Source organism: Roseomonas chloroacetimidivorans, assembly GCF_049629625.1.
Classification (GTDB): Bacteria; Pseudomonadota; Alphaproteobacteria; order Acetobacterales; family Acetobacteraceae; genus Roseomonas; species Roseomonas chloroacetimidivorans.
In genome coordinates, this window is the sequence record NZ_JBNBZS010000013.1 from 63,537 (window position 1) to 76,611 (window position 13,075).

A 13,075-nucleotide genomic window follows, 5' to 3' on the forward strand; every position below is an offset into this window, starting at 1 on the left:
GACCGGATCAAATCAGTCCCTTCAGCCGAAGCAGTCCGAAGGCGGCCATGCTCATCGCGTCCACGATGACGCCGTCGCGCAGCATCGCTTCCACCTCGGCCAGGGAGAATTCGCGGCAGATCAGGTCCTGCTCAGTGGATTCCCGCGCGGTTTCGCCCCTGGTCAGCTCCGTCGCCAGGAAAACATGGCCACGCTGGTTACAGTAGCCAGCGCCCTGGAACATCTCGCCGGCATAGGTCATGCGGCCCGCGATCAGCCCGGTTTCCTCCCGCAACTCCCCTGCGGCGATCTGTGCGGGATCGGTGCCCGGTCGCGTTTCCCACATGCCCATCACGAATTCCCACATGCGGCGCTGCACGGGGTAGCGGAACTGCTCTACCAGCGTGACACGGCCATCCTGGATGGGCACAACGACCACGAAATCCGAGCGCTCGACGACACCATAGAGGCCCTCGGACCCGTCGGCGCGGCGGATGATGTCCTCGCGCACGCGCGTCCAGGGATTCTCATAGGCGAGGCGCGTGGAAAGGGTTTCGATGGTCATGCCATGCCGCCATTGATGGAGATGATCTGGCCGGTGATGTAAGCCGCGCGATCGGAGACAAGGAAGGCCACAAGTTCCGCCACTTCCTCCGGCCGCCCGGCGCGCCGGGCCGGCACCATCGCGCGGATCTGCTCCTGGGTGAATGCCTGGGTGGCGGGGCTTTCGATGATGCCGGGTGCAACGGCGTTCACAGTAACGCCGCGCGGGGCGCATTCGATAGACAGCGACTTCACCGCGCCATGCAGCCCGGCCTTGGCGGCGGCATAATTCGCCTGCCCGCGATTGCCCATGAGGCCAGAGACGGAGGAGATCGCGACGATGCGGCCGCTCCGCGTGCCGATCATCGGCAGCAGCAGCGGCTGCACCAAGTGGAAAAACCCGTTCAACGAGACATCGATCACGCCGTGCCATTGCGGCGCGGACATACCAGCCATGGGCGCGTCCTGATGCGTGCCGGCGTTGTGGATGACAGTCTGGATGGGGCCCGATGCCAGCACGCTCGCCAGGGCGGTGGCGCAGGCGGAGGCGTCGGTCAGGTCGAAGGTCACGGCCTCAGCACTGCCGCCGGACGCCGAGATATCCTCCGCCACGGCGCGGGCCCTCTCCGGATTACCGCTGCCATGCACGATTACATGATGCCCGTCCCGCGCCAGCGCGCGGGAAATCGCGGCGCCGATCGGGCTGGCGCCGCCACTGACGATGGCGCGCATCATGCGTGCTCCGGAATAATGATGGCGGCCTGGCCCGAGAGCAGCGCCACCCCGCCCGCCCCGACCGTGAAGGCGTAAACGAAGCCACGCACAGCACGTGAAAGGGCCCGCGCTTCCACGCGCAGATCCTCCGCCACATCGTCGAGACGCTCGGCCTCCAGAGTGACGCCCCGCAGGCTGGCAAGATAGCCCGGCAGCTGCGCGGCGCCATCACCGGTCAGCGCGCCATGGGCGGCCATGGCCTGCAATGCGTATTCCACGCCACAGACCGCCGGGAGAATGCCGTTGCGGCGCAGCGGATTGCCGGGATCGCGGTGAGAAGTCGCCACGCAGACAATTGAATCCGCATCATGCGACAGGACACGGTCGAGCAGGCGCATGGCGCCGGCATGGGGCACTTGCGGCGTCAAAGGAGAACGTCGCCTCCCGCGCTCAGCAAGGCTCGACCTCCAGAACCACTGCCCCGCCATCCAGCAGCGGCATTCCGATCGGCCCCGCGCGGCCCGCAGCCAGGGCCTGTAGCAGTGGCAGGCCACGCGCGGCCGGGTTGCCAGCCATCAGCGGCGCCAGGGAACCGGCGGAGCTGGCCTCCGCGCTCTCCACCAACTCAACGGAAAGGGCGGCGGGCGCCTCGCCCGGCACCAGCACCAGTGCCGCGGCAAAGGGTGCGTCGGTGCGGCGCAGCGCATCCAGCGGCGCGGCCAGCGGGGCGTCATAGGCGCAGAACAGCACGGGCACCCGGCGCGAGACGACGGTGGCGGTCGCCTGCATCAGCCCCATAGCGAAGCTGTCGTCATGCCCGCCCAGGCTGACCGAGGCGCGCATCGACCCGACGGCAATACCCCAGTACCCCGCGGCCGCGTTGTGAACGGAGTTGTGGAACTGGGTCGGCGAGATCGCGCCGTCGGGCACCGTCAGCGCCTCCAGGATTCCACCCACCACAGCGCCGTCACCGTTCGAGGAGGCGAAGACGGTTTCCAGCGTATCGGGTGGCAGCCCTGATGCTGCGGCAGCTTCGGCTGCGGTGGCCAGAGCCAGACGGACGGCCTGACTGGTGCGGCGACGCTCGGTTGGCGGAAGGACGGCGGGTGGCGGCAGGACCACCGGCGCCGGCTCCCAGGGCACCTCCCCGGCCAGGACGGGACGGCTCGCCACCCAACCCGGCAGCCCGGGGCCGAGCACGCCAATTCCCGCGATCCCACACCTCACGAAAGAACGCCCTTCACGCGTGGCCGATCACGAGCGCGCAGTTGCTGCCGCCGAAGCCGAAGGAGTTGCTGAGCACGCGGCGGATCGGGGCAGCTCGGTTCCCGGTCGCCACATCCACGCCGAAGGACGGGTCGGGCGTCTCCACGCCCAGGCAGCCCGGCACCAGGCCGTCTGCGACGCAGATCGCGGCGATCACCGCCTCCAGCGCACCGGAAGCCCCCAGCGTATGGCCCGTCCAGCCCTTGGTGGAGGAGCAGGGCACCGAATTGCCGAACAGGGCCCGTACGGCATTGCCCTCCATCGCGTCATTCGCCCGCGTGCCGGTGCCGTGCAGATTCACATAGTCGACCGGGGCACCGCCCGCTGCCTCCAGCGCAGCGCGCATGGCGGCAACCGCCCCCAGTCCCTCGGGATGTGGGGAGGACATATGGTGCCCATCCGCGCTGGCCCCGGCGCCGAGCAGGGCGACAGTGCCGGTCGGCGCGTCCTCTGGGCGCATCAGCAGTGCGAAGCCCGCAGCCTCGCCGATCGAGATGCCGTCCCGGTCCGCCGCGCAGGGGCGGCAGGCCGCCTTGGAGAGCAGTTCCAGCGCGTTGAAGCCGTGCAGCGTCATCCGACACAGTGTGTCCACGCCGCCCACCACCGCGGCGTCGCAGAGGCCGGCCGCGATCATGGATTGCGCCTCCAGGAAGGTGCGTGCGCCGGAGGTGCAGGCCGTGGAGATGGCGATGGCCGGTCCACGCAGCCCTAACCGGGCACGCACAAAGCGCGGCAGGGCATAGAGGTCATGCGTATGGGCGTAGTCGAACTCCGCCGGCAGCGCGCCCGTCGCATCCCGCCGGCCATAGGCCTCCTCGGTCTCCGCTATGCCCGACGTGCTGGTGCCCAGCACCACTGCCACGCGCTGCGCCCCGAAGCGGGACGCTGCTTCCGCCACCGCCTCCGCGAAGCCGTCCTGCCGCAGGGCCATTTCGGCCAAGCGGTTGTTGCGGCAATCGAAGCGAGCCAGCCCCTCGGGCAGCGCCAGATCCTCCAGCCCCGGCACCCGCCCGACCCAGATGCCCGGGGGCATGCCGGGCAGGTCGCAGGGTGCCAGCCCGCCGCGCCGCGCATGCAGCGCCTGCCGGGTGGCGGCCATGCCCGTGCCCATGGCGCTGACGGCGGTAAAGGCGGGAATTGCAAGAATGGGAAGCATAGGGGGCATCTGGCGGCTGTATCGCATCCGGCAAGGGCGCTGTGCAGCGGGGAGATGGCAGGATTCTGGCACTGTGGGGAAAAACGCCGGAACAGGGGACGCCTATCGCCGAAACGACAGGTCCGATCCCCTCACCTTCTTCTCCGAATTAGGACAGCTGGATTGAACCAGCCGTGCCAATGCTGCGCCGGAAAAATAAAGGCAAGCCCGGAGGCACATCTTCACCGGCCTTTTTCTTACGCTCTGCTGCGTGGTGCCAGCGTCATGGCCAGCCCGAAGGCCGCCGCCACCCCGATCGAGACGGTCAGCCCGATACCCCGCAGCACCGGGGTCTCGCAAAGCGCCAGCAGGCCGAAAGTCAGCAGCGTCGACACCGCGCAGGTCAGCACCGCCGCCATGGTGCGGGCGGCTTCTTCCGCATCATTCTCCCGACGGGCCAGGAACAGCGCATAGTCGATCCCGACACCGGCCATGAGCAGCAGTGCGGCCAGATGAAAGGGCGTGAGCCTCTCGCCCAATGCCGAAAGACTGGCAAGGACGATCACCACCGCCCCTGCAATGGGGGCCAGGCTGTGGAAAGCGGGGCCGATTCCGTGCAGCCCGGCGCCAAGCAGCACCAGCACCGCCACGGCCCCCACGCCGCACCAGATCAGCGCGCCACGCGTGGTGGCGGCGATCATCTCCTCCGTCTCGCCCTTCACATCTACGAAGAGAATGGCCGGATCTTGCAGCCCGGCCACCGCAGACCGCACCGCCTCGGCATCCCGCACCCCAGCGAGCAGCCCCAGCCCGCGCCATTCGTCACCCCGGCGGGAGAGCATCGGCGAGAGGCGGGTCGCGATCAGCGGCGCGGCGGAGAGCGCGGCGGAATCCAGTGGGGGCAGGTTGTGGCTTTCCTCGATGGCCGCCAGGAAGGGCGCAAAGGCGCCGGGGCGGAAGGGCATGCCCTGCATGGCCTCCGTCAGGCGTCCCTCCAGCACATCGGCCGGGGGCAGCGCAGCCTGTCGGGCCGCCTGGGTCTCACGGCTCGGCAGGTATCGGCTGGGCAGATCCAGGCTGGCCAGCCGGCCATCGGCGAGAAGCGGCGCCAGGGCAGCGCCCACCCGCTCCGAAGCGCGCAGCACGGCTTCCTCGTTCCGCCCGCTTAGCGCAATGAGATGGCGCACATCCGGGGCCCCGAGTTGGGCCCGCAGCTCAGTGTCCAGATTGCGGTCGGCCTCGGGCACGGGACTCAGCCGGGCAATGTCGTCCTCCCAACGGGGAGGACCGGCCAGGACCATCCAGCCCAGGGCCAGGATCATAGCAGCGGCGGCCAGAACCGGGCGGCCGCGCAGTGCGCCAAGGGCACGCATCATCCAACTTGGCAGCGGGCGCGCCACCACCACCTCGCCCGGCAGCAGCCAGGGCAGCACCCAGCGTGTGACGGCCACTCCCACCAGGAGTCCGGCGGCGCCGAACAGGCCGAGCTGCGCCAGGCCGGGAAAGCCGGATGCGATCATGGCCAGGAGGCCCAGCGCCGCCGCCGCCGCCGCCAGGCGCAGGGTCGGCCAGATCCGCCGGGCGGCGGCGCCCAGCGCCTCGCCACCCCGGCGTCCGGTCAGCAGCAAGATGGGATAGTCCACGGCCACGCCGAGCATGGTCATTCCAAAGCCAAGCGCGGCGCCCTGCACCCGCCCGAAGACCAGCGCCACGGCCAGCGCCCCAGCTAATGTCCCCGCCAGCAGCGGCACCCCCGCCACCAGCAGCATGATCGGCGAGCGATAGCGCCAGATCAGGAAAGTGAGCAGCAACACGCCGGACAGGAGGGAGACACGCTCGACATCGGCCCTCACCGAGGCCGCGGCACTCGCGGCAAAGACGCCGGGGCCAGAGAGGAGCAGCCGTGCCCCCTTCGGGTCAGCGGTGGCGAAGGCGGTCCGCACGGTCTCGGCGGCCTCCCGCTGTGCTTCGACATCCGTGCCCAGCGCCCGGATGCGCGCGACCATCAGCGCACGCGGAGGTCCCTCCCCCCCCGCAAACCACACCCCATCCCGCACCTGCACGGTGCTGCTACCCAGCCATCCCTTCAGCAGGTCGAGAAACACGCCCACCGGGTCCGCGAAGCCCAGCCTGGACAGAATGCCGGAAAGCGAGGAGCGCAGCCCGTCCAGCAGCGCCTGCAGCCTTTCGCGCAGCGCCGGCACCTCGAACAAAGCAAGGCTTGTCGCGGGCGAGAGCAGGTAGCGGTAGCGAAACAGCAGCACCTGCTCCGCCTCGGTCAGGTCGGCCGTGCCGTTGCCCACAAAGACGAAGCGACCACTCTCCCGCATGGCCGTTCCCATGGCGCGGGAGATACGGGCGAGTTCGGGCGCCTCTGCCCCCTCCACGCCGGCCAGAAGCAGCGTGGTCGCGGCCCCCTCCCGCAACTCGCCCAGCAGGAACGATGCCTCCGGCGTGGCGGCGGGGGGTAGGAAATCCGCCATGTCCGTGCGGATCTCGATGCTGCGGAACAGCAGCACGCCAAGAGCGGCCAGGAAAAGCAGGGCCAAAAGTGGGGGCACGGCCCCACGGAGCCGGGCGGAAACAGCCGTCCTGAAGGAGTTCACGGGCGGGTGGTGATCTGCATGACCGAGGATTCGTTGCCCACCGTCTCGAAGCGGGTGATGGCGCCGCCGCTGCCGCGGATCTCCACCCGCTGCACTACGGCACGCACCCGCATGGAGAGGGGCGAGAGGGTCATTGTCCAGTTCGGGACCGATCCCTGGAACGAAACCTCGTAGTGCCGCCGCAGAGTGGCGAGGTCGCCGGCCAGGGTGGAGCGGATCGCCTCCACCAGCGCCCGCACCTCCGGCGCCTGGTCGAGATTCACCTCCTGCCGCGTTCCCTGCCCCGGTCGCTCATAGGTCAGATGGTTCCCGGCCACGGTCACGCGCTCATTGAACGGCGTGGTCACGCGCTTCTCCAGGTGGTCCGGCGCTTGCCAAAGCAGGGTCCCCGAGCTCGGCAGCGTATCGGCGAGGCCAGCGATCGACTTGCTTTCCTCAAAATCCGCCTCGGAGCGACGAACGGCGGCCAGGGCGGCCATTACCGCTTCCAGCCCATCCTCCGGGTTGGACTTCTGAGCCCGAGCCGGCATGGCCAGGAAGGGCAGTGCAAGCACGGCGCGGCGCGCCACTGCGGGGCGGGCGGAAGAAGGGGTGGCGTCCATCTCTTCCCAGAAGTCGTAGAAGTTGAACCAGTTGCCGGGATAGGCCCGCGCAACCTCCTCCAGCCGCGCGGCATAGCGCGCCACGCTCGCCCGCAGATCGGCCTCGCGCGAAGCGCGGTTCAGCACCACGCGCTCCGCGAAGGGCTCGAAGCGGATCTCGTACCGGCGGGGGCCCTTCCAGATGCCGAAAGCCAGCATGACCGGAGCACCCAGCACCGCGGCCAGGATATGCGGCCCCGCCGGGAAGGGCGCGGGCGTGCCCAGGAAGGAAACCGGCACGACACGATCCTCCCCCAATGCCGGGCGGCGATCGGCCAGGATGCCAACCAGCCCGCCGCGATCCAGGCATTCCTTGGCCCGCAGCATGGAATCGGCGCGGCCCAGCGGCACCACAAGATCCGCTTTCTGCTGAGACAGCGCACTGAAGATGGCATTCGCGAGGGTGGCGTTGGCCTCGTACATGAAGGCCATCACCTCCACCGGGCAGCCGCGATCCGCCAGCGCCCGCATCGCGGTGAAGCTGCCGAGATGCGCGCCGAGCAGCACGCAGCCACGTCCCGCGGCGATATGCTGGTCCAGTTCGTCGAGGCCGGAAACCGTGATCTCGAAACCCTTGGTTCGGCCCTGCAGCAGGTAGACCCGGTCCAGCATCGTTGCGGCGAAGGTGAAATAGGTCTGCCAGAAGTTCCGCGGCCCGGGCGCACGGCCGAGGGCGCGGCGCAGGAATCGCCGCACCGCTTCCTTCTGCCGCGCGGGGGCAGTGACAAGGAAATAGGCCGTCACGGGGTAGAGCAGCGCGTAAGAGAAATGCCACCCGGCATGGCGCGCGATCCAGGCCATGAGCCGCAGGGCGGCGCCGCCGCGTTCGCGTTCCTTCAGCCAACTCATAGGGCGAGAAGCACTGTGAGAGGAAAAGCCCTCCCCGAAGCTCCTCCATCCTCTTTTCCGGGGTTTCGGTGCGCCGGATGCTCCGGGGCGGGAATACACGAAACGAACACGGGAACCGGTCGGCGGGGATGATTTCTCATCCTTCCGCGATCTCGCCCTGGAAGGCCAGATCCTCTCCGACCCGCCCCGTAAAAGCCACACGTCCTGAAGCCGTGCGGCGCATTGTCAGCGTGACGCGCTCCTCTGGCAGCACCGGGCGCAGGAACTTCGCCGCAGGCAGGCGCGCGGCCCTGCCCAGCCCGGCGGCCCGTGCGGCTTCCATCACCTGGTCCAGCAGCACCACGCCGGGCACCACGGGCCGCCCGGGGAAATGGCCGGGCAGGCAGGGATGGCTGGCGGGGATCGCGAAGGAGGACTCCCAAGGACCTTCGCTCAATCCGCCTCTCCATCCGAGCCAGGCAGCGCGTCCCGCAGCGCCTCCAGGCTGCGCCGGGTGATCTTTCCCACCTCGTTGCGCGGCAGACGCGGTACCAGCACAACGGGGCGGGGCAGGAACACCGCCTCCACCCGCTCCCGCAGCGCCGCCACGATCTCGGCCCGGCTGCGACCGGGAGCCACGACATAAGCCGCCAGGCGCGCAGCGGGGTTTTCCTCGATATCCTCGGGGGCAAGGAAAACGCCGTCTTCCACGCCCTCAATCTCCGACAGCACCCGGTTCAGCCCGGCGAGAGAGGCGCGCTTGCCGCCGCGCTTCACCATGTCGCCGCGCCGGCCGAGCAGGCGGAAGCGCCCATCCGCCGCGATCTCCACCAGATCCGCCAGCGGCACGGGATCGGGCAGGCCGGGCACGAGGGCAGCGACCTCCTCAGGCCCATGCGCGCGCAGCGCCACGCCGTCGTAAAGAGTCCAGGCCTCGCCCTCGGTGGTGCGGCGGCTGGCGATCGAGCCCATCTCGGTCGCGCCATAGATCTCCAGCACCGGGGCACCCCATGCAGCCTCCGCCTCGGCGGCCAGGGCAGGCGCCAGCGGGGCAGTGGCAGAGATCGCCGCGTCCAGGCCGGTCACCCCGCCCGCCAGCAGCGCACGCATCTGCAGCGGGGTCGTGATGAGAACCCGCCGCCCCGGCGCGGCGGCGAGCGCCTCCGCGACCTCCACAGGATAGAAATGCGGGCCGGAATGGATGGCCATCGGCGCGCGGAGCGGCAGCACCATGGTCGTCTCAAAGCCATACATGTGCTGGGCGGGCACGGTGCCGATGACGGTGGCCGGGTCCGCGGCATCATCCAGGCCGAAGCGGGCGGCCGCGGCTTGGGCAGCGGCGACCAGGACGGCCCAGGGTTTGGCATGCGGGGCCGGCTCCCCCGTGCTGCCTGAAGTGAAGCCGATAGCCGCCACCCGCATCGCCGGGATCGTGAAATTCGCCCCTTCGCCCGCGCCGAACGCGCCGGCCGTTGCCGCGGGGATCACGGTCTCCGCCCCATCTGTAATGGCATAGGTGCCGGGATACCGCTTGGCCAGTTCCCGCTGCCGGTGCGAGGAGCGGTCGGCCGAAAGCAGCGTCACCTGCCCCCGCAGCAAGGCCGCGCCAAATCCAACAAGGGCGAGGTAGCGGTCAGCACAAAGATTAAGTGCGTAGGGGGTGCTTGGCAGGCGCGGGGCCAGGGCAGCGACATCGGCCAGGTAACGCCCGGCCGTGACAGGCTCGGCCCCGCGCCGCGCCAGCACCTCACCCGGGGTGCGGTTCAGGAAGGGGATGCTAGCCATGCTTCGCCCGCTCCGCCCGGATGATCGCGCCGAGGGTCTGGGTCGGCCATGCGATGCCGTCGGCGGGGAAGCGCAGGCTGCGTACCGCGTGCTCGGCCAGGAACAGGGCGAGCAGCAGCGCGTCCGGCCCCCAGCCCAGATCCACCCCGGCGATCGCCGCAGCCACTTCCGTCAGCATCGTCAGCCCCAGCACAACGCCCCAGAACCAGGTCAGGCCGCGGGCATAGCCGGCGCAGGCCGCGGCGTCCCGTCGCGGGTCGAAACGGATATATCGCGCGATCAGCGGCTCCTGCCCCGGGCGCAGCGTACGCAGGAAGGCCCAGGCCAATCCGCCATAGGCCAGCACCGGCCACAGCGCATCGAATCGCCTCGTCACATCCTCGATGCCCGGCGGCCAGCCCAGTTCCGGCAGGAGCCAGAGGGCGAGCAAGGCCAACGGCACCCCGACGCGCCACACCACCCGGCCGATATCGGCCATCATTACCCCACCCGGTTCTTCTCGATATGTGCCGTCAGGCTTCGCAGCGAGGCGAAGATCCGGCCATTCCGCTCGTCATCGGAGCGGAGCTGGAAGCCATAGCGGCGCGAAATGGCCAGCGCCATCTCCAGCGCGTCGATGCTATCCAGGCCCAGCCCCTCCCCGAACAGCGGCGCCTCCGGATCTATCTCCGTAGGCTGGACCTCAAGTTGCAGAGCCGAGACGATCAGCCCCGCCACTTCCGCCTCAAGCGCCGTCATGGTCGTCGTCGAAGTCACTCTAGGCGCCTCCACCCTGGTCCCGAAATCCTGGAACGGATAAAGCACACAGAATGGTGAAGCGCCTCAAAAAAAACCCAAAAACGGGGCCTAACCCTCTCCGCGGCCCGTCAAAGGAACAGCCTGTGGCCCGCATGCTGCGCACCGGCCGCAGCTGCCCCTTCGTGTCCCTGCCAGAGCAACTGACCTTCACCGCCGATATCGAGCGCAGCCCGACCGATCCCGGCGGTACGCGCCATCTGGCCGCCACCGCGGCCCTGCTGGACCTGCTGGATGAGACCGGCGCGCGCGGCACCTTCTTCATACTGGGCGAGGTGGCGGATTCCGCGCCCTGGCTGGTGCGCGACATAGCTGCCCGCGGGCATGAGGTCGCCTCCCACAACCAGAGCCATCGTGCACTGGAGGCGCTCGGCCCCGCCGCGCTGCGGAAGGAGGCACACCGTACCCGGGCCACGCTGCAGGACCTTTCCGGCCAGCCGGTGCTGGGCTTTCGTGCCCCCTTCTTCTCCCTGACCGAGCGCACGGAGTGGGCGGCGGATACGCTGCTGGAGGTGGGGCACACCTATTCCTCCTCCGTCCTGCCGGGCTGCGCCCTCCTGCACGGGCACCGGCAGGCGCCGCAGCGACCCTTCGCCTGGCCAGGCGGGCTGTTGGAACTTCCGGCCCCCGTGGCCAGGCTCGGGCCGCTGAACCTGCCACTGCTGGGCGGCATGTATCTGCGCTACCTGGCGCCCTGGGATCTACGGTTCCTGGTGCCCCGCCTGGAAGGGCCACTGGCCTGGACCTATTGCCACCCATACGACATCGACACATTGGAACCCTTCCGCCGGACGGAGGGCTACAGCCTGTTCAGCAGTTTTTTTCTCTGGGCCAATCGCGGCGTCACCACCCGTCGGCTGCGGGCCATGCTGACCGGACGGCGCTCCGTTCCGCTGGGGGAGAGGCTGGAAGAGGGCTGGCATGCCGCCGGCGCCGGGAGTGATCTTCCGCCGGTCTCCGGCCAGGAGATGGACGCCTCCCCCGGCCTGTTCGAGCGCGCTCCGGAAGTCTAAGGGGCGCCGCCCCATCATTGCCACGCGGCGGACTCACCGCCGGCCCGAAACCGTCCTATGCTGCTCCGCATGCCGGACGCCAGCGGCCCTGTCACGACCGAACGCCCCCCGCCCGTTCCCATGGAACAGCGCGGGAGGGGTCGGCGCGTCTCCCCGCTGCTGCGCCGCATCCTGCTGGTCAACATGCTGCCGCCCTTCCTGCTGGCGACCACCCTTCTCTATCTCGACCAGTACCAGGACGGCCTCCTGGCCGCGGAGGTGCAGGGGCTGCGGACCCAGGCCCGCATCTATGCCAACGGCATTGCCGAGGCCGGCGTTCGCATCCAGGACGACCGGGCCACGCTGGTACCGGATGTCGCCCGCCCGCTGCTGCGGCGCCTGACGGAGCCGAGCCCCGGCACCCAGGCGAAGCTGTTCGACAATAACGGGCTGCTGGTGGCCGACAGCCGCGTGCGGGAAGGCCCGGGCGGCGCCATCGTGACCGAGCCGCTGGCCCCGCCTGACCAGCCCGGCCCCGTCGCCGGCGCCCTGACCCGCGCCTATGAGACGGTGCTGGACTGGTTCCGCCTGCCCCGCGTGCATGGTCCCGCGACGGTGGTGGTGGACGAGACTCCGGGCGCGCCCGCCTTTGACTGGCAGCCCGATCTGGGCCCCGACCGGCGGGAGGAGCTGCGGCTGGCGCTGGAGGGCGGGGTGAACCCCTATGTCCGCCGGACCTCTGATGGCCGGCTCCTGGTCTCGGTTGCGGAACCGGCGCGCCGTGCCAACCAGCCCGTGGGCATCGTGCTCCTCACCCGCGAGGCACGGGAGGTGGATGAGCGGGTCATGGAGATCCGCGGCTCTGTCCTCGCGCTCTTCCTCATGGCACTGGCGCTGACGGTGGCGCTGTCGGTCTATCTCGCCCGCACCCTCGCCTCGCCGATGCTGGAACTGGCGGCCTCCGCCGCCTCCATGCGCGCCGGCAAGGGGCGCGGCGGCTCGGTGCCTGCGCCGCTCATGCAGCGGCAGGACGAAATTGGCGTCCTCGCCCGCGCCCTTCAGACCGGCGCCAACGCACTCTGGGCACGGGTGGACGCGAATGAGCGCTTCGCGGCCGATGTCGCGCATGAGCTGCGCAACCCTCTTACCTCCGTTCGCTCCGCCATCGAGACGCTGCGGCGTGTGGAGAACCCGGACCAGCAGAAGCGGCTTCTCGCCATCATCGCCGAGGACGCGGTGCGGATGGACCGATTGATCGGCGATATCGCCGACAGCTCACGCGTTGATGCCGAACTCTCCCGCTCGGTGGCCGAGCCGGTGGATGTCGCACCTATCCTCTCCACCCTGGTCGAGCTGCAGAACACCACGCGCGGCGAGAACGATCCGCGGATGGAGATCGACGCGCCGGCTCGCCTGGTCGTGCGCGGGGTGGAAGGGCGGCTGGTGCAGGTCTTCCGCAACCTGCTCGGCAATGCCGTCTCCTTCTCCCCGACCAAGGGCGTCGTCCGCGTGCGCGCGCGCGTCACGGGCGCGGTGGCCGAGATCTCGGTCGAGGATGAGGGGCCGGGCATCCCCGAGGCGAAGCTCGAAGGCATCTTCGACCGCTTCTATACGGAACGCCCGAGCGGCGAGCGCTTCGGCCAGCATTCCGGCCTGGGCCTGTCCATCTCCCGCCAGATTGTCGAAGGGCTGGGCGGCCGCATCATGGCCGAGAACCGCCGCAACCTCGATGGCAGCGTCGCCGGAGCGCGCTTCGTGGTGCGGCTGCCGGTGGTGTAAGGCCGGCAGCCC

Annotated in this window: 13 protein-coding genes; 2 read left to right on the forward strand and 11 right to left on the reverse strand. The window is 69.7% G+C overall.

What is annotated here, in order from left to right:
- Positions 1-7: 7 nt before the first annotated feature.
- The 11 genes from ACO1BU_RS12035 to ACO1BU_RS12085 all read right to left on the reverse strand — a co-directional run bounded on the left by ACO1BU_RS12035 (position 8) and on the right by ACO1BU_RS12085 (position 10,253).
- Positions 8-544, reverse strand: coding sequence for an NUDIX domain-containing protein (locus tag ACO1BU_RS12035; RefSeq protein WP_424136188.1), 537 nt, complete (start codon positions 542-544; stop codon positions 8-10).
- Positions 541-1,254, reverse strand: coding sequence for a 3-oxoacyl-ACP reductase FabG (gene fabG, locus ACO1BU_RS12040; RefSeq protein ID WP_424136189.1), 714 nt, complete (start codon positions 1,252-1,254; stop codon positions 541-543). The genes ACO1BU_RS12035 and fabG overlap by 4 nt, the downstream gene beginning before the upstream one ends.
- Positions 1,254-1,664 (reverse strand): hotdog family protein, encoded by a 411-nt coding sequence (locus ACO1BU_RS12045; protein ID WP_424136190.1) that lies wholly within the window; start codon positions 1,662-1,664, stop codon positions 1,254-1,256. The genes fabG and ACO1BU_RS12045 overlap by 1 nt, the downstream gene beginning before the upstream one ends.
- Before the next feature lie 22 nt (positions 1,665-1,686).
- Positions 1,687-2,463: a beta-ketoacyl synthase chain length factor gene (locus ACO1BU_RS12050; RefSeq protein WP_424136191.1), complete on the reverse strand. Its 777-nt coding sequence runs from the start codon at positions 2,461-2,463 to the stop codon at positions 1,687-1,689.
- A gap of 13 nt (positions 2,464-2,476) precedes the next feature.
- Positions 2,477-3,667: a beta-ketoacyl-[acyl-carrier-protein] synthase family protein gene (locus ACO1BU_RS12055; protein WP_424136192.1), complete on the reverse strand. Its 1,191-nt coding sequence runs from the start codon at positions 3,665-3,667 to the stop codon at positions 2,477-2,479.
- 227 nt (positions 3,668-3,894) lie between these two features.
- Positions 3,895-6,198: an MMPL family transporter gene (locus ACO1BU_RS12060; RefSeq protein WP_424136193.1), complete on the reverse strand. Its 2,304-nt coding sequence runs from the start codon at positions 6,196-6,198 to the stop codon at positions 3,895-3,897.
- Between the two features lie 41 nt (positions 6,199-6,239).
- The gene (locus tag ACO1BU_RS12065) at positions 6,240-7,733 is read right to left on the reverse strand and encodes an LpxL/LpxP family acyltransferase (RefSeq protein ID WP_424136194.1); all 1,494 of its coding nucleotides are present in this window, start codon (positions 7,731-7,733) and stop codon (positions 6,240-6,242) included.
- A 136-nt stretch (positions 7,734-7,869) separates the two neighbouring features.
- Positions 7,870-8,169, reverse strand: coding sequence for an ApeI family dehydratase (locus ACO1BU_RS12070; RefSeq protein WP_424136195.1), 300 nt, complete (start codon positions 8,167-8,169; stop codon positions 7,870-7,872).
- Positions 8,166-9,497 (reverse strand): AMP-binding protein, encoded by a 1,332-nt coding sequence (locus ACO1BU_RS12075; RefSeq protein ID WP_424136196.1) that lies wholly within the window; start codon positions 9,495-9,497, stop codon positions 8,166-8,168. The genes ACO1BU_RS12070 and ACO1BU_RS12075 overlap by 4 nt, the downstream gene beginning before the upstream one ends.
- Positions 9,490-9,975 (reverse strand): hypothetical protein, encoded by a 486-nt coding sequence (locus ACO1BU_RS12080; RefSeq protein WP_424136197.1) that lies wholly within the window; start codon positions 9,973-9,975, stop codon positions 9,490-9,492. Before ACO1BU_RS12080 ends, ACO1BU_RS12075 begins: the two co-directional genes overlap by 8 nt.
- A 2-nt stretch (positions 9,976-9,977) precedes the next feature.
- Positions 9,978-10,253: a phosphopantetheine-binding protein gene (locus ACO1BU_RS12085; RefSeq protein WP_424136198.1), complete on the reverse strand. Its 276-nt coding sequence runs from the start codon at positions 10,251-10,253 to the stop codon at positions 9,978-9,980.
- Between the two features lie 134 nt (positions 10,254-10,387).
- Here ACO1BU_RS12085 and ACO1BU_RS12090 point away from each other — a divergent pair, with 134 nt between their 5' ends.
- Together ACO1BU_RS12090 and ACO1BU_RS12095 are read left to right on the forward strand one after the other, a co-directional pair.
- Complete coding sequence (locus tag ACO1BU_RS12090; RefSeq protein WP_424136279.1) at positions 10,388-11,305, forward strand: DUF3473 domain-containing protein; 918 nt, start codon at positions 10,388-10,390, stop codon at positions 11,303-11,305.
- 69 nt (positions 11,306-11,374) lie between these two features.
- Positions 11,375-13,063 (forward strand): stimulus-sensing domain-containing protein, encoded by a 1,689-nt coding sequence (locus ACO1BU_RS12095; RefSeq protein WP_424136199.1) that lies wholly within the window; start codon positions 11,375-11,377, stop codon positions 13,061-13,063.
- Positions 13,064-13,075: the final 12 nt, after the last annotated feature.